Annotated in this window: 15 protein-coding genes; all 15 read left to right on the top strand. The window is 42.9% G+C overall.

Going from position 1 to position 18,065, the window contains the following annotated elements; translation table 11 throughout:
* Positions 1–6: 6 nt before the first annotated feature.
* Entirely contained in the window at positions 7–990 is a 984-nt protein-coding gene (rsgA, locus tag T357_RS0103125) for a ribosome small subunit-dependent GTPase A (RefSeq protein ID WP_031548518.1), read from the top strand.
* 52 nt (positions 991–1,042) lie between these two features.
* Positions 1,043–1,918, top strand: a complete 876-nt coding sequence (locus tag T357_RS0103120) for a pyridoxamine kinase (protein ID WP_031548516.1) — start codon at positions 1,043–1,045, stop codon at positions 1,916–1,918.
* A gap of 179 nt (positions 1,919–2,097) precedes the next feature.
* Positions 2,098–3,408, top strand: a complete 1,311-nt coding sequence (gene serS / locus T357_RS0103115) for a serine--tRNA ligase (protein WP_031548514.1) — start codon at positions 2,098–2,100, stop codon at positions 3,406–3,408.
* Between the two features lie 264 nt (positions 3,409–3,672).
* The gene (locus T357_RS0103110; RefSeq protein WP_090814922.1) at positions 3,673–4,461 is read left to right on the top strand and encodes an ABC transporter ATP-binding protein; all 789 of its coding nucleotides are present in this window, start codon (positions 3,673–3,675) and stop codon (positions 4,459–4,461) included.
* A gap of 60 nt (positions 4,462–4,521) precedes the next feature.
* Entirely contained in the window at positions 4,522–6,582 is a 2,061-nt protein-coding gene (locus T357_RS0103105; RefSeq protein ID WP_049962236.1) for a COG1361 S-layer family protein, read from the top strand.
* Positions 6,569–7,939, top strand: coding sequence for an ABC transporter permease (locus T357_RS0103100; RefSeq protein ID WP_031548507.1), 1,371 nt, complete (start codon positions 6,569–6,571; stop codon positions 7,937–7,939). The genes T357_RS0103105 and T357_RS0103100 overlap by 14 nt, the downstream gene beginning before the upstream one ends.
* A 422-nt stretch (positions 7,940–8,361) precedes the next feature.
* Positions 8,362–9,684 carry an aspartate kinase gene (locus T357_RS0103095; RefSeq protein WP_031548506.1) on the top strand — a complete coding sequence of 441 codons (1,323 nt, stop codon included), beginning with the start codon at positions 8,362–8,364 and terminating at the stop codon, positions 9,682–9,684.
* 77 nt (positions 9,685–9,761) lie between these two features.
* Positions 9,762–11,027 carry a BaiN/RdsA family NAD(P)/FAD-dependent oxidoreductase gene (locus tag T357_RS0103090; protein WP_031548504.1) on the top strand — a complete coding sequence of 422 codons (1,266 nt, stop codon included), beginning with the start codon at positions 9,762–9,764 and terminating at the stop codon, positions 11,025–11,027.
* Between the two features lie 112 nt (positions 11,028–11,139).
* Positions 11,140–11,805 (top strand): (d)CMP kinase, encoded by a 666-nt coding sequence (gene cmk / locus T357_RS0103085; RefSeq protein ID WP_031548503.1) that lies wholly within the window; start codon positions 11,140–11,142, stop codon positions 11,803–11,805.
* Positions 11,802–12,674, top strand: coding sequence for a 4-hydroxy-3-methylbut-2-enyl diphosphate reductase (gene ispH / locus T357_RS0103080; RefSeq protein ID WP_031548502.1), 873 nt, complete (start codon positions 11,802–11,804; stop codon positions 12,672–12,674). Before cmk ends, ispH begins: the two co-directional genes overlap by 4 nt.
* Positions 12,655–13,794: a 30S ribosomal protein S1 gene (gene rpsA, locus T357_RS0103075; RefSeq protein ID WP_031548500.1), complete on the top strand. Its 1,140-nt coding sequence runs from the start codon at positions 12,655–12,657 to the stop codon at positions 13,792–13,794. The genes ispH and rpsA overlap by 20 nt, the downstream gene beginning before the upstream one ends.
* 156 nt (positions 13,795–13,950) lie before the next feature.
* Positions 13,951–14,430 carry a CYTH domain-containing protein gene (locus T357_RS0103070; protein WP_031548498.1) on the top strand — a complete coding sequence of 160 codons (480 nt, stop codon included), beginning with the start codon at positions 13,951–13,953 and terminating at the stop codon, positions 14,428–14,430.
* Between the two features lie 119 nt (positions 14,431–14,549).
* Entirely contained in the window at positions 14,550–15,881 is a 1,332-nt protein-coding gene (tig, locus tag T357_RS0103065; protein WP_031548496.1) for a trigger factor, read from the top strand.
* A gap of 181 nt (positions 15,882–16,062) precedes the next feature.
* Entirely contained in the window at positions 16,063–16,683 is a 621-nt protein-coding gene (clpP, locus tag T357_RS0103060; RefSeq protein WP_078037969.1) for an ATP-dependent Clp endopeptidase proteolytic subunit ClpP, read from the top strand.
* Positions 16,684–16,756: 73 nt separating this feature from the next.
* Positions 16,757–18,055: an ATP-dependent Clp protease ATP-binding subunit ClpX gene (gene clpX / locus T357_RS0103055; protein ID WP_031548492.1), complete on the top strand. Its 1,299-nt coding sequence runs from the start codon at positions 16,757–16,759 to the stop codon at positions 18,053–18,055.
* Positions 18,056–18,065: the final 10 nt, after the last annotated feature.

Genomic DNA, 18,065 nt, shown 5'->3' with positions numbered 1-18,065 from the left:
GTTGAAATGTCTTTAAAAGGAAAAATCTACAAGGGAATAGGAGGTTTTTATTACGTTCACACGGGAGAAGGTGACTACGAGTGCCGTGCCAAAGGTATATTCCGAAATCGTAATGAAAAGCCTTTGGTTGGAGATGATGCGGAGATTGAGCCGGTCCAGGACAGTGAAAAGGAACGGGAAGGCTCCGTTATCCGCATCCTTCCAAGGAAAAACCAGCTGATACGTCCGGAAGTTGCCAATATTGATCAGGCAGTAGTTGTATTTGCCTTGAAGCACCCGGATCCTAATCTGAGTCTTCTTGACAGATTTCTCATCCATATGGAACAGCGGGACATACCTGTGGTCATTTTTTTCAATAAAGTAGATCTCATTGATGTTCCTGAAAGTGACTTTCCCGAAGAGTCTCAGGAAACCTCTGTTCCAAAGTGGAAAAAGAAGAAAGACAAAGCTTTATCGATTCCGGAAATTCATGCAGAGCACCCGGAACTCATCCCGGAGATATACAGAAACGCAGGATATAAAGTTCTGGAAATAAGCACAAAGTCCGGAGACTGTTATGAAAGAATCATAGAGGTTCTCCGCGGAAAGACCACAGTTCTTTCCGGCCCCAGCGGCGTAGGTAAATCCTCCATCACAAATCTTATACATCCGGATGCCAATATGGAAACCGGAGAACTGAGCCGTAAGATTGAGCGAGGAAAAAACACCACGAGACATACAGAATTTTTCTATATAGATAACGACACCTATGTGCTGGATACTCCCGGTTTCACTTCTCTCTATGTCAATGACATCGATCCGGAACGGCTTATGTACTATTTCCCCGAATTCGAGAGCCACAGACAAAACTGTCGTTTTAAAACCTGTATCCACATAGGAGAAAAAGACTGTGCTGTAAAAGATGCTGTACAGAAGGGCGAAATATCCAGAGAACGTTACGACAGTTATGTACTTCTATACAATGAACTGAAATCACAACGAAGATACTGATCTTTTCAATGTCACCGGTTCATTCGTTAAGTATAAAAGGACTTATCACAAAATGAAAAAACTTGCAGTTATAAATGACCTTAGCGGCGTTGGCCGAAGTTCTCTTTCCATACAGTTACCTGTGGTATCTACCCTTTCAGTTACCGCATGTCCTGTGCCTACAGCCATTTTGAGCAGTCATACAGCATTTAAAGAAGTCGCAAAAGTTGATTTTAAGGATCATCTTTCCGGTTTCTTTGATGCCTGGAACAAAAACGGCTTTAGCTTTGATGGAATCCTTATAGGATATCTCGGGGATACGGAGGAACATCCTCTGATAGAAGACTTTATCAGGGAACAAAAAAAGCGAAATCCTGAACTCACGGTTATACTTGACCCTGTAATGGCTGATAACGGAAGTCTTTACCGTCATATGACACAAAAACATATTGAAGCAATGCTATCTCTTGCAAAGTATGCCGACCTCCTTACACCGAATCTCACTGAAGCCGCGCTCCTGGCTGATTTTGATTATGAGGGCATGAAGGAAACCCTGAAAGACTGCAAGCTTGACGCAGCCAAAGGTATGGTTTTCAATTCCTTATTGTCTGCCCTTCATCACATAACACCCGGAGCGATCATAGTTACCGGAATCGAAGAAGAGAACGAAGCAGGAGAAAAAATGCTTTTAAATGTCCTTTCCGAAACCGATGGAGATCTCAGATTCATCCGTAATCCCCGTACAGGAAACGGAAGACCGGGCACAGGAGATCTTTTCAGTGCCATTATAAGCGCTAAACTCCTGAAGGGTACAGATCACGAGAAGGCATGTCGTTCCGCAGCAGATTTCGTCGGACTTGCAATAAAACATTCCGAAGAGCTTAATGTACCCGTTATCGAAGGTGTGCAGTTCGAAGATCTTCTCCGGCATCTTTCGGATTCAGATTAATAAGCATTCGCCTCATATAACTTGAAAATACAAAAAAATAACGCTATAGTTATTAGGTGCGTTCAGCATATATAACGAGCGTGCGTATCAAAAATCGCATGACGGCGAAACGCTGTGCTTAATTTCCGATCAGAGATCGGACAGTATTACAGATTATTTCCGGGAGGAGAGAGGATCTTATGTTAGACATTAAATTTGTCAGAGAAAATCCGGAGCTTGTAAAAGAAAACATCAAAAAGAAGTTCCAGGAAGAGAAGCTTCCACTTGTTGACGAAGTGATCAAATATGACGCAGAGGCCAGAAAGTGCCAGCAGGAGGCAGATGACCTTCGTGCAAAGAAGAATTCTGTTTCCAAGCAGATCGGTGCTCTTATGGCTCAGGGTAAAAAGGATGAGGCTGAGCAGGTCAAGGCAGAGGTTTCAAAGTATGCCGACAGACTCAAGGAGCTTGAGGAGTTACAGCCTAAGCTTAACGAAGAGCTTACAAAGCGTATGATGATCATCCCTAACATTATCGATCCGTCTGTTCCTATAGGTCCGGATGATACTCATAATGTAGAGAATGAGCGTTTTGGTGAGCCTGTTGTTCCTGATTTTGAAGTTCCATATCATACAGATATCATGGAATCCTTCGGCGGTATCGATATGGATGCTGCGGGACGAGTTGCAGGAAACGGATTCTACTATCTGCTCGGAGACATCGCTCGTCTTCATTCAGCAGTACTCAGCTATGCCCGCGACTTCATGATCGGCAGAGGATTTACATATTGTATCCCTCCATATATGATCCGTTCAAAGGTTGTGGATGGAGTTATGTCATTCTCTGAAATGGATGCCATGATGTACAAGATTGAGGGCGAAGATCTGTTCCTCATCGGTACTTCTGAGCACTCCATGATCGGCCGCTTCATCGATCAGATCCTTCCGGCAGATACATTACCTTTATCACTCACATCTTATTCACCCTGTTTCCGTAAGGAAAAGGGCTCTCACGGTCTTGAAGAGCGTGGTGTTTACCGTATCCACCAGTTTGAGAAGCAGGAGATGATCGTAGTCTGCGAACCTGAAGACTCTATGGACTGGTATGCTAAGTTATGGAAAAATACAGTAGATTTCTTCCGTTCCATGGATATCCCTGTAAGAACCCTTGAGTGCTGTTCAGGAGATCTTGCAGATCTTAAGGTAAAGTCATGTGATGTGGAAGCTTGGTCACCTCGTCAGAAGAAGTATTTCGAAGTTGGTTCATGTTCCAATCTCGGAGATGCCCAGGCAAGAAGACTTAAGATTCGTATCAAGGGTAAAGATGGAAAGATCCACCTTGCACATACCCTTAACAATACCTGTGTAGCTCCACCACGTATGCTTATTGCATTCCTCGAGAATCACCTTCAGGCTGACGGTTCAGTTACTATCCCTGAGGTTCTCCAGCCTTACATGGGCGGAACCAAAGTTCTTATACCTAACTGGAACTCCATTGAGGGTAAGAAATAATTTTTCTGAGTAAACGTTGTGTAAGTTCACCGTTTCTCCAAAATAAAACCTAAAGTCTGTTAGCGGATATCATAAAACGATCCGTTAACAGACTTTTTAATTCCCGATAGTCGGCAATATGCGGGTTTATTTACGGAGAGCCCTGTATTTTTTCGTCATTTTCTTAAAGTATTCGTAGATTGTATTAATCAATAACATACACTATAATTGTTTTACATATTTCGTCATCATCAGGGAAACATTGAATCAGTGTTTCCCTGTTTTATGATGTTATACTATGGGAGGATTCTATTGGAACCACTTATAAAGGTCAGGGATTTATATAAAATCTTCAATATAGGAACCAACAAAGTCTATGCCCTGAACGGCGTATCCTTTGATATATATAAGGGTGAGTTCATTGCAATAGTCGGAACCTCAGGTTCCGGAAAATCCACCTGTTTAAATATGCTGGCAGGGCTGGAAGCCCCAAGCAGCGGGATCATCCAGATCTCCGGCAAACGCATTGACCGGATGAATGAATCACAGCTGGTGGCTTTCCGAAGGCAAAATGTAGGTTTTATCTTCCAAAGCTACAATCTGATCCCCTCCATGAATGCCCTTGAAAATGTATCCATGCCACTTATGTTTCGTGGCGTATCCTTAGAGAAACGTACAAAAACCGCAAAGCACTATATGGAACTCATTGGTATAGGTGATCAGGGGATGCACATGCCGAATCAGATGTCCGGTGGTCAGCAGCAGCGTGTAGGTATCGCAAGGGCTTTGGTTATAGATCCAAAGATTATTTTTGCAGACGAACCAACCGGTAACCTGGACTCACATACGACAAATGATGTTCTTAATCTGCTGAAAAAAATAGTGGAAGAAGAGCACCGCACCCTGGTCATGGTAACCCATGATCCGCATATTGCTTCATGGGCAGATCGCCAGTTAAGGGTAGTAGACGGTCATATAGTAGAAACTGTCATCAATAAAGAGAGTTCCATAGAACAGGACATCCTTAGAGAAACCGGTTCAGAACCTTTTTGTGTCGTTACACCGGAAACCTGATATACGATTAAAAATCGTGAGTAAATATAAAGGTACTGTTCCGACAGTACCGGAGGAAGTATGAGAAAAGCTGTATTATTGAAAAATCTTTTGATCAAAAAATTTTTAAGCATATTCATATGTTTTTTTATGGTTCTGAGTGTCATAGCTGTCACTTCACCAATAAGTGCAAGAGCCTCCTATGTGGATACTAATCTCAATACGTTCATCCATGACGCCGATCCCACCCCTGAAGGTGTAGTAGGTCAGGATATGCAGTTGACTGTACGTATCGGCTATAACGGTAAAAACGGTCTCTACAATCCGAAAACCGAACAGATAAACAATGTAAGGGTTCGTCTTTCACAGGACCAGAATCTCATCAACACAAACGGTATAGTACCTAGTGCAAACAGAACCAATCCCTACGATCCCGACGATGAGTCAGCGGAATCAGAAGCATACAACGAAGGCTACCAGGCAGGTGCCGCCCGGGCTTACAATGCTTCCCTCGGTCTCACATACCCTGTAGACGGAGGTGTTTATCCTCTGGAGATCAACTCCTCCACCATGACTCAGGAAAAGAAACTGGGCACCCTCAAAAAGGGAGAATACGTTGAGGTCACATTTAATGTACACTTAAGAAGTGACATCAAAGCCGGTTACTACGGGGTTCCCGTATCTATATTTTATGATGTTCCAGAAAATCCTTCAGGCTCATACGGAAGCCTCAACCGGGCCGAGTTCATAAACATTTCAGTAATCGATCAGGGGGAGATAACGGATCCTGCTTCAACCGAGAAGGAATCCGCTTTTGTGGTAGGCGAAAACCAGGCTACCCCGGCTGCAAGTTATCCGTCACAGATGGCTTATACCGTGAATTTCCGAAACCAGACAAATCGCACTCTTTACGATGTAAAGGTTCATATGGAAAATGCTCTGGACCCAACTAAAGAATTCCAGAATACTGCCTATTCAAAGGCCAGTGCCTCAAAGCAATTCCCTTTTGAAATAAGCCAGTCAAACTATGACCAGACCTTCGAGGCGGTAACTCCCGAAGAAATCATCACCCCGGCTTATGTCCTGAATATAAAAAAGAATGCTGCCAGCGGTTATTATCCCATCGATTATACCGTGACTTACAAGCGCACACCTGATGCAACCTTACAATCAAAGGAAACTCATACCTTTTATGTAAATATCAATAACCCTTCCATGAACGACACTGAGCCTGACTCCACAAGAGAGTTCAATGCTAACGACCGTACAAAAGCACGTCTCGTTGTAGGTTCATACCATACCGAACCGGAAGCAGTTTTTGCAGGTCAGCCTTTTAAGCTGTTTGTGGAAATAGAAAATGCCAGCACGAATATCAACGCCAGTAACATTCTTCTTACCGTAGAATCCGAAAAGGTTGATAATTCCAATGTTTTCTCAACAGAAAACGGCTCCAACTCTACAGTTATAAACTCTCTTAACGCAGGTGAATCAAAGGAGGTCTCCTGGACTATGATTGCAGGCGCAGGTGTAAATCCGAGAGCCTATGCAATTACCGTAAACGAGAAGTATGACTCACCTGAGTTTAAGAATGCAGAAGAAAAAGTGACACTGGATGTAGAAGTAAAACAGATTCCCCGTCTGTCCTGCACAGGTTTCGACATCATGCCTCCAAGCGTGACAGTCGGAAGCGAATCCAATGTCATGTTCAATATAAACAATACCGGTAAGGTTATCCTTTACAATGTAACCGTAGCCTTTGAGGCCGATTCCATACAAAACACAAGTGCCTATGTCGGAAACATTAAACCGGGCGAAACGGGAAATGTTGATGCCATGATCACTGGATTTTCCCCGACAACGGATGACGGAACCATACATGTCACCATCACCTATGAAGACATTAACGGAGAGACCTCATCACAGGAAGAAACCATAAATCTTTATGTGATAGAGGATATACCTGAAGATTTAGAAAGGGTTACCCCTGAGGAGGCGGACCCCGCCAAAGCTTCTTCTATAAACTCCTTTATAATTCCCGGAGCGGTAATTGCCGGCATTCTGGGAGCATTGGGAATAATCTTCTTCATCAGAAAAAAGAAGAAGGAAAAGGAACAGAAACAGGGTACAGATGAGACTATCTGATTTATTTAAACTAGCAATAAGTAATCTCAGAAGGCGAAAAACCAGGACTTTGCTTACCATCCTTGGCGTTGTCATCGGTACGGCGTCCATAGTTGTCATGGTAAGCCTTGGTCTCGGTATGAGTGATATGATGCTCAAATCCTATCAGGATGAGGGCTCGCTCACTCTGATCCGGGTCCGTGAAAGCTACGAAAACAGAGACAGCAGCTCAAAAAACAAGAAGCAGATGGAGCTCACGGATGAAAATGCTGAAATCTTCGCATCACTTGACCATGTGGTGAGCGTAAGCCCCAGTTTGGAGATAAATGCCACGGCTAAATGCAATGGCTATGAATCTAATTTTACGATCTGTGGTGTCTCACAATATTATCTGGAGCAATTAAAGCTACGGGAAGGCGGCACCATTCCCGAACCCAATCAGGGTCAGCTCAGCCTTATCCTGGGAAACCAGATACTATATAACTCCTTCTATAAGCCCACTACATATGAAAGCATTGAGATCAACCCGGATAAAGATACCATCTTTTTGACATTTCCGGAAAGCAGCTACAGCGAGAAGAAAAATAACAGTTCCGAGGAAACCACAACAAAATCAAAGGCAGCAAAAAAATACATTTTTCCCATAAGCGGCATCATACGCGGCGGAAAAGAAGACTGGTCCTATGACTCTTACAATGTATATGCCGACATCGATACATTGAAACGTTTCCTGCAGAAAATATATAAGAAAGCCCTGGTCCCCAACCCCCGAACAACCAAAAACGGAAAGGCCTATACCTATTACGTATACGATACAATATATGTTTTTGTTGATGATATGGCCAATGTCAAGGACGTACAGACTCAGATTTCGGATCTTGGTTTTAGTGTAAGTTCCAATATGGAATGGCTGGAATCTGCCCAGGAGTCCCTCAATATGGTTCAGATGGTTCTGGGAGGTATCGGAGGAGTTTCCCTTCTGGTTGCCGCCATAGGCATCATGAACACTATGATGATGTCCATATATGAACGTACGAAAGAAATCGGTGTAATGAAGGTGCTTGGATGTGATATGTCAGATATCAAAAACATGTTCCTCTTTGAATCCGGCATCATAGGTCTCATGGGCGGTATCGCGGGACTTATAGTAAGCTACATTATTTCCTGCATTATCAATTTCTTCAGTTCCTCCGGGAACAATGACATGATTTCCATGTTTATAGGCTACGGCAGCAATGATGGATCTCTGTCATATATACCTCTTTGGCTGGCAGGCTTCTCCATCGTTTTTGCCATTGCTGTGGGTTCCATAGCAGGTTACATTCCGGCAGTCCGTGCCATGAAGCTTAGTCCTCTTGCGGCCATCAGGAATGAGTGATGCGAGCGGTCGGGCATCCATTTGAACGCGAGTCGCTTCGTCGGAAAAATCTAAGACAGACCCCCTAAGAACCACTAGGCCCTCGCCAAAGAAAGAATCCTGACGGATTCTTTTGAACCGCTCAAAGCCGCGCGGCTCCCAAGATTAAAAAACAAATCTTGGGCAGCAATGTCAGATATTTTCTTTATAAAAAATCTGACTTGGCGAGGGGGCTAAGGAAAATGGGACCAAGTGGTTCTAAGGGGGTCTGTCTTGATTTTTCTCGACTCAGCTCAACGCATTCAAATGGATGCCCGACCGCTCTGGTCTACATATACCTCGATTTGGTAATACCTGATATATTAGATTGAAATATTGTTTATCCTTTGTTCGGATGCTATAATTCTGTTCATGTATATCATTTACAAAATAGGGGAGTAATCATGATTAAGGTAGCAAAGTTTGGCGGCAGTTCCTGTGCCTCTGCAGAACAGTTTAAAAAAGTAAAGGAGATCATTGTTTCAGATAAAAGCAGACATTACATAGTTGTTTCTGCTCCCGGTAAGCGTGATTCCAATGATACAAAGGTTACAGATATGCTGTACCAGTTGTACAATGCTGCATCCTCTGAACAGAATTTCAATCCAATCCTGTCAAAGATTAAGGAACGCTATCAGGAGATTATTGACGGACTTGGTCTCAACCTCAACATGGATGAGGATTTTGAAAAGATAGCTCATGACCTACTTGATGGTGCCGGCAGAGACTATGCAGCATCCAGAGGTGAATACCTCAATGCAAAACTTATGGCTGCATACCTTGGTTTTACATTTATCGACTCTGCATCCTGCTTTGTATTCAACAAGGACCGATCCTGCGATTTCGCAAAAACCGAAACAGCAATCAATGATGCACTGACTGATGTTGATTATGCTGTTTTTCCGGGATTCTACGGCGCAAATGATAATGGTGATATCGTAACTTTCTCCAGAGGAGGTTCTGATGTTACCGGTTCCCTCATTGCGGCTGCCGAACATGTAGATCTTTATGAAAACTGGACTGATGTATCAGGATTTCTTGTAGCAGATCCACGTATCGTTAAGAATCCTGAAGTGATCGATTATATTACTTACAGGGAACTTCGAGAATTAAGCTACATGGGTGCCGGAGTACTTCATGAGGACGCCATCTTCCCTGTACGTAAAGAGGGTATCCCTATCCAGATCAAAAACACAAACAAACCTGATGATCACGGAACTATGATAGTACAGGACACTCTGAAAAAGCCTCGTTTCGTCATCACCGGTGTAAGCGGTAAGAAAAATTTCTGCGCCCTCAACATTGAAAAGGCCATGATGAACGCCGAGATAGGTTTCGGTCGCAAGATCCTGACAGTTCTTGAAGACAACCATATTTCTTTTGAGCATATTCCTTCCGGCATTGATACCATGACTCTGGTTATACATCAGGAAGAGCTGGAGACCTGTGAGCAGAAGGTTCTTAACGGAATACAGCGTGCCGTTAACCCTGATATGATAGAGCTTGAATCCGATATAGCACTTGTTGCTGTAGTAGGTCGAGGCATGAAGTCCTCACGCGGTGTTGCCGGAAGAATTTTCTCAGCACTTGCCCATGAATACATCAACATCAAAATGATCGATCAGGGATCAAGTGAGTACAATATCATCATCGGAGTCAGAAACGAAGACTTTGAAAAAGCAATTAAAGCAATATATAATATGTTTGTTTTAAGTGCTAAAAACTAAAGGAATCTGATCATTCTTTTACCCGGGACTTAAAAGACCCGGGTAATTTTTATCATAAAAACAATTCAGGAGATTAAGTGAAGATTTACGTTATAGGCGGTGGTGCAGCCGGCATGATGGCTGCCATAGCAGCCAAAGAAACAAATCCCGATGCCGAGGTTCATCTGGCAGAAAAAAATGACAAACTGGGAAAGAAGATTTTTATAACAGGAAAAGGCCGGGGTAACGCCACGAATGCCTGTGACATTGAAGAATTCTTCAAAAACTATGTCACAAACCCCAGATTTTTGTATTCCGCCCTTTACTCATTCACAAATGATGATGTTATTGATCTTTTAGAGAAAAACGGATGCCGCACAAAAACAGAACGGGGTGACCGTGTATTCCCTGTATCGGACCATGCTTACAGCATCACGGATGCATTGAAGCATTATATCAAAAAGCTTGGCGTTGAGATCCATTACAAAACCGAAGTACGGGCTGTTACCATAAAAAAAGATCAGGTAGCCGGAATAGAAACATCACATGGTAAATATCCCGCCGACAAAGTGATAGTCGCCACCGGCGGTCTTGCTTATCCTTCAACAGGCTCTACCGGAGACGGCTACAGATTTGCAAAAGAAGCAGGTATTACGGTTACGGAAACCTATCCCTCACTTGTCTGCCTCACGGTTCATGAACCTGATATATTCCGTTTAAAGGGTCTTACTTTAAAAAATATAGAGGTACGTATCACTGAAGACAACGGTAAAATCTACTATAAAGATTTTGGTGATCTGGACTTTATGGAGGAGGGCTTAAGAGGACCTGTAATCATTTCTGCATCTGCAGTTCTTACAAAGTATCTCAATGCTTATGATCCTTCAAAAAGAAAGATCCTGACAGTCCATATAGACCTGAAGCCTGCCCTCAATGACTCGCAGCTTGACGAAAGGCTTCTCAGGGATTTTCAGGAATTCAAAAACAAGGAACTCAGAAATGCTTTTACCAACCTGTTTCCTTCACAGCTTATTCCTGTTTTTAACGCCCGACTTGAACAGAAGGGAGTCGACATAAACAAAAAGGTTAGTGAAGTCAGCCGTGAGACAAGAAAAATCATCGTTGACCTTATAAGAAACTTTGATTATACCGTAAGCGGTACCGGAAGCTTCAAAGAGGCCATCGTCACTCAGGGCGGAGTTTCGGTTAAGGAGATATCCCCGAACACAATGGAGTCCAAAAAGGTCAAAGGCCTGTATTTTGCCGGAGAGGTTCTGGATGTGGACGGTTACACGGGAGGTTTCAATATGCAGATGGCCTTTTCAACGGGACACCTTGCAGGGCAGCAGGCAGCATTAACATGAAGCTTTCTTACAGCAAAAGTACCACACCTTCATAAGGTGCCATAAAACACCAATATGTTAATCAAAAGGTATCAGGAAAAGAAATCTTTGATACATAATTCAGGAGGAAAATATGCCATACAGTATAGCAATCGACGGACCTGCCGGAGCAGGAAAATCAACAATAGCAAAAGCAGTAGCCAGAGAACTCGGTTATGTTTATATCGACACGGGTGCCATGTACAGAGCAGTGGGACTTTACTGCCTTAACAACGGAATAAACACAAATGATGAATCTTCAGTTGTTGCCAGCATTAAGGATATAGACATTAGCATAAGCTATGACGAAGAAGGCGCACAGCAGGTTTTCCTCAATGGAGAAAATGTAAGCTCTAAAATAAGAACACAGGAAGTAGGCGCAGCTGCTTCAACAGTATCACAGTATCAGCCTGTAAGAGACCTGCTGGTAGCTCTCCAACAAAAGCTTGCCTCGAAAACCTCTGTAGTCATGGATGGTCGTGATATCGGTTCGAAGGTTCTTCCAAATGCAGATACAAAAATCTATCTTACAGCTTCGGTAGAAGAAAGGGCAAGACGCCGTGCAAAAGAACTGATGGAAAAGGGCGAGACCTGTGACATCAGGGAAGTTGAAAAAGAAATCGAAGAACGTGACTACAGAGATATGCACAGGGAGAATTCTCCACTCATTAAAGTCCCTGACGCGGTGCTTATTGACAGCTCCGATCTTACAATTGACGAAACCATAGACAGTATTCTGGATATAGTGATAAAGAGATGAATGTAACATTAGCCAAAACAGCAGGTTTCTGTTTCGGTGTTCAAAAGGCGGTTGATACTGTCTATGAGATAATCGAAAGAGAAAAAAACAAACCGGAAGGTGCCCGAAAGCAGATATATACTTACGGACCCATAGTCCATAACGAAACAGTTGTAAATAAAGTCGCTTCCTACGGAGTTAAAATTCTTGAGACAGAAGACGATCTCAGAGCACTAACTGACGGAATAGTAATTATCAGGGCTCATGGAGTACCAAAGTCCGTTTACAATATTCTGGAGGAAAGAGGGATCGAAACCATCGATGCCTCCTGTCCGTTCGTCAGAAAGATCCAGATGCTGGCGAAAAAATATACTTACGAAAAAGAAAAAGTTTTTGTCATAGGCAATCCGGATCATCCGGAGATAATCGGCATCATAGGCTGGGGAGAAGGTGATATTTCTACCATTCCTGATATAGAATCTGCCGAAAAGCTTCCGGAAGGAAACGGGCAGAGAGTTGTAGTAGTGGCACAGACAACATTCAACACGGACAAATTTCAACAAATTATTGATATTTTGAAAAAAAAGTTTTATGATGTTAATGCTATTAATACGATTTGTAACGCGACTTTCGAGAGACAGTCTGAAGCAAAGGAACTTGCAAAAAAGTCCGATGCCATGATAGTTATTGGAGGAAGCAGTTCATCTAACACAAAAAAGTTATTCGAGATTTGCAAAAACCAGTGTCCGGAAACCCAGTTGATACAGACGGTTCACGATCTTGACTTTAATTACGATGACGCGATTCAAAACGTAGGTATTACAGCTGGGGCAAGCACCCCGAAAGAAATTATTGAGGAGGTTCAAAATTATGTCAGAAATGAGTTTTGAACAGATGCTTGACGCATCATTAAAATCTATTCATGCAGGGGAGATTGTTACTGGCAAAGTTATCAGTGTTAAGCCTGATGAGATTGCACTCAACATTGGGTACAAGTCAGACGGAATCATGACAAGAAGCGATTACAGCGCAGACAATACATTAGACCTTACCACAGTAGTCAATGTAGGTGACGAGATTGAATGCAAAGTAAAGAAGGTAAATGACGGTGAAGGTCAGGTAGCTCTTTCTCACAGAGAGGCTATTGCTTCCAAGGCATCAGAGGAGCTTAAGGAAGCTTACGAGAATCAGACAGTTCTTACAGGAAAAGTTGTTCAGGTTGTTAAGGGCGGTCTCAATGTTGAAGTTAACGGTGCAAGAGTATTTATTCCTGCATCTCTTGTTTCAGATACATTCGAGAGAGATCTCAACAAGTATCAGGGTGAGGATGTTCAGTTCGTAATCACTGAGTTCAACCCTATGAAGCGCAGAATCATCGGTGACAGAAAGCAGCTTATGACTGCAACAAAGAGAGAGCAGCATGACAAGCTCTTCTCAGAGTTAAAGGTTGGCGATGTTCGCACAGGTGTAGTTAAGAATCTTACTGATTTCGGTGCATTCATCGATCTCGGCGGAGCTGACGGTCTTCTTCATATCTCAGAGATGTCTTGGGGAAGAATCGAGAATCCTAAGAAGATCTTCAAGCCGGGTCAGGAAGTTACAGCTCTCGTTAAGGAGATCAACGGTGAGAGAATTGCTCTTACACGTAAGTTCCCTGATGAGAATCCTTGGAAGGATGCAGAGGTTAAGTTCGCTGTTGGTACAACAGTAAGCGGCAAGGTAGCCCGTATGACTGATTTCGGTGCATTCATCGAGCTTGAGAAGGGTATCGATGCACTTCTTCATGTATCTCAGATTTCAAAGGATCACGTAAACAAGCCTGCTGATGTTCTTACAGTTGGACAGGATATCGAGGCTAAGATTGTAGACCTTGATGTTGACAATCGTAAGATCTCTCTTAGCATGAAGGCACTTCTTCCGGATGCTGAGAATACTGACGTTGCCGATGTAGATATCGATGCAGTCGGAAAAGCAGAAGCAGAGAAAATTGAAGAGACAGACGCTGAGTAATTTATATTGATCAGAGTTTTCAGAGCCGGACTATATGCCCGGCTCTTTTATATATCTAAAAAATGCTGTGCATAATATATCGAAAGATTACAGCTGCAGTTATCTCAACAGGCTCTGATCCTATAATTCATCTGACTATAGGAGATTACTATGGGAATGGAAATAGAACGTAAATTTTTGATTAAAAAAATGCCCGGGAACCTGGAACAGTATCCGGTACGTCTTCTGGAACAGGCTTACCTTAACTTTAGTCCCACCATAAGGATACGACATGACGAAAGTAAAGAAACCGACAAATACGAACTGACATATAAAGGTATCGGGGATTTTTTCCACGAAGAATATAACCTGCCGTTGGACAAGGCCTCCTATGAAAATCTACTGAAGAAGCATGAAGGATCAGTCATAAGAAAAAAAAGGTATATGATACCGGTCGGAAAACACACTGCCGAGCTCGATATATTTGAAGGGGAGCTTTCAGGTTTTAGTCTTGTGGAAGTTGAATTCGAAACTATCGAAGAGGAAAACTCTTTTATAGCTCCGGAATGGTTCGGCCCCGACGTCACTGCCGGTGGCGAATATACAAATTCCAGGCTGGCAAGAGGCATCCTGCCTTCGCAAAAATCCTTGATATAAGCTAAAGTACGTGTTATACTCTTGACTCGGACGTGCTTACGCGCGGGAGAAGTATGCGCATTTCCCCTGTGGGTTGCATATAAAATATTTAGAAACGATAAGTTTTGGAGGTACTCTTAATGAGCGTTAAAGTTGAAAATCTTGAAAACAATATGGCCAAGCTGACCGTAGAGGTAGACAATGCCGAGTTTTTAAAGGCCATTGATGTTGCATATAACAAGAACAAGGGACGTTTCAACATCCCCGGTTTCAGAAAAGGCCGTGTTCCTAAGGATATGATCGAGAAGACCTACGGACCACAGGTATTTTTCGAGGATGCACTTAACGAGATTCTTGATAAGACATATCCTGATGCCGCTAAGGAGTCAGGTCTTGAGATCGTATCAAGACCTGAAATCGGTGTTGATCAGATCGGCATGGACAAGAATCTTATCTATACAGCTACAGTAGCAGTTAAGCCTGAAGTAACTCTTGGCGAGTACAAAGGTGTAACTGTTGAGAAGGCTGATACAACCGTATCTGCTAAGGAAGTTAACGATAAGCTTAAGCAGGAGCTTGAGAAGAACGCACGTGTTATCGACGTAGAGCGTGCAATCAAGAAGGATGATATCGCAACCATCGATTTCGTTGGAACTGTTGACGGCAAGGAGTTCGAAGGCGGCAAGGGAGAGGATTATCCTCTTACAATCGGATCAGGAACATTTATTCCGGGATTTGAGGATCAGCTCATCGGACACACAGCAGGTGAGACTGTTGATGTAAATGTTACTTTCCCTGAAGAGTATGGCGCAAAGGATCTTGCAGGAAAGGCAGCCCTTTTCAAGACAACCATCAAGGCTGTTAAGGAGAAGCAGATTCCTGAGGCAGATGATGAATTTGCATCAGAGGTTTCCGAGTTCGATACTCTTGAAGAGTACAAGAAGGACCTCAAGAAGAGCCTTAAGGATTTGAAGGAAAAGTCAGCTACAACAGCTAATGAGAACAGCGTTATCGCAAAGGTTGTAGAGAATGCTTCTGTAGATATTCCTAAGGCAATGATCGATTCCCAGCTTGATAACATGGTTTATGATTACCAGATGAGACTTCAGCAGCAGGGCATCCCTATGGATCAGTACTTAAAGATCACAGGTCAGACTGTTCAGCAGCTCAGAGAGCAGATGCTTCCAAGCGCAGAAAGAAACATCAAGACATCTCTTGTTATTGAAGCAGTTATGAAGGCTGAAAACATTACTGTATCTGATGAGCGCATTGATGAAGAGTTCAAGAAGCTTGCTGAGTCATACAAGATGAAGTATGAAGATCTCATGAAGAATGTTACAGACTCCCAGAAGGAGAGCATGAGAAAGGATCTTTCATTCCAGGAGACAGTTGACTTCCTCGTTTCTGAGGCAAATCTTGTTAAGGCTGAGAAGAAGTCAAAGAAGTCTGACAATGATGAGTCAGCAGAGTAATTAAATTAACCGGATCCGGAATTATCAGACTATCATATATTTTAAACCGGCAAAAAGGCGATGCATATTTGTCTGCATCGCCTTTTTGTTAATAATAAGGATTGTGACCAATAGTGAAGTGACACTTCATTGTTTTCGATTTTAGACAATAGTAGAATAATCTTAAAATGGAGGGCAAAATATGAATTTCAGTGATATTACAACAATTCCTTATGTCATACAGTCAACCTCAAGAGGCGAACGTTCTTATGACATTTTTTCACGACTTCTTAATGAACGAATTGTTTTTTTAGGAGACGAAGTAAATCATGACACCGCATCTCTGGTAGTTGCGCAGCTTTTATTCCTTGAGTCCGAGGACCCGGACAAAGATATCAGCCTTTATATCAACAGCCCCGGTGGTGTTATAACAGACGGTATGGCTATTTATGATACCATGCAGTATATCAAGTGTGATGTTTCCACAATTTGCGTGGGTATGGCAGCTTCCATGGGAGCATTTCTCCTTGCAGGCGGAACAAAGGGAAAACGAATGATCCTTCCCAATGCTGAGGTTATGATCCATCAGCCATCCGGAGGAGCTCAGGGACAGGCTACAGAAATCCAGATTACAGCAGAATGGATACTCCGTACAAAGAAGCATATGGCTGAGATCCTGGCAGCAAACTGCGGACAACCTTTTGAAAAAGTCATGGCTGATACAGAACGAGATCACTGGATGACAGCAGAGCAGGCTCTCGAGTACGGCATCGTTGATCATATTTTCAAATCACGTGATCAGGGTCTTGCAAGCAAGAAATAATAATAACAGTATTTATACCGGTTCTCCACAAGAGAAGCCCGGGAACCGGCAGTTTTTATAATGAGGTATATATATGGCAATGAAACCCGAAGACAAGATCCGCTGTTCATTTTGCGGAAAGTCTGCCAAGCAGGTGCATAAACTTATTGCAGGTCTCAATAATACATATATCTGTGATGAGTGTGTGGATTTATGCCAGGAAATTCTGGATGAAGAAACCGGATCCGATGATTCTTCCGCAGATACATCTGACATCAGGCTTTTAAAGCCCAAGGAGATCAAGGATTTCCTGGATGAATTTGTAATAGGCCAGGATGATGCAAAAAAGGTTCTTTCCGTCGCAGTTTATAATCACTATAAGAGAATCACATCGAAGATTAAGGATATAGATGTACAAAAGTCAAATATTCTTATGATCGGACCAACCGGTACAGGAAAAACCTATCTTGCACAAACCCTTGCCAAAATCCTTGGCGTACCTTTTGCCATTGCCGATGCAACAGCATTGACAGAAGCCGGCTATGTAGGAGAGGACGTTGAGAATATTCTGCTTAAGCTCATACAGGCAGCAGACTATGATATAAAGCGTGCAGAAATAGGTATCATCTACATCGATGAGATCGATAAGATCACAAAGAAATCGGAGAATGTTTCCATTACCCGTGATGTTTCCGGTGAAGGTGTCCAGCAGGCTCTCTTGAAGATTCTTGAAGGCACTGTGGCTTCTGTACCCCCTCAGGGAGGCAGAAAGCATCCTCAGCAGGAGCTTATACAGATAGACACCACCAATATTCTTTTCATCTGCGGAGGTGCATTTGACGGTCTTGAGCATATTATTGAAAAGCGTATCGCATCAGGTTCCATAGGATTTGGTGCTGAGATAGTTGAAAAGAATAAGGAAAACTACGATGACGTTCTCAAAGAAGTTCAGCCTGAGGATCTTGTCAAGTTTGGTCTCATACCCGAGTTCATAGGAAGAGTACCTGTAGATGTCACATTACAGTCTCACGATGTCGACACCCTTAAGCAGATACTTACTACTCCTAAGAATGCTCTTATAAAGCAGTATAAGAAATTATTTGAGATCGACGGTGTTAACCTTGAGTTCACAGAAGATGCAGTATCCGCCATCGCGCAGAAAGCTGTTGCAAGAAAAACCGGTGCCAGAGGTCTGCGCTCCATCATGGAAGATATGATGACAGACATCATGTATGAGATACCTTCCGAGCCGGATATTTCAACAGTGGAGATAACTGAGGATGTTGTCACCAATAACGGTGATCCTGTAATAACTCATAAGGATGAGGAGCAGTCAAAGACATCACGTAAAGACTCTTCATTCTTCAATAAAGGTGAGAATCAGTCAGCATAACTCTGACTGT

It is taken from the genome of Oribacterium sp. FC2011 (assembly GCF_000701645.1).
GTDB lineage: Bacteria > Bacillota > Clostridia > Lachnospirales > Lachnospiraceae > Oribacterium.
This window is presented reverse-complemented; position numbering and strand designations above follow the sequence as displayed.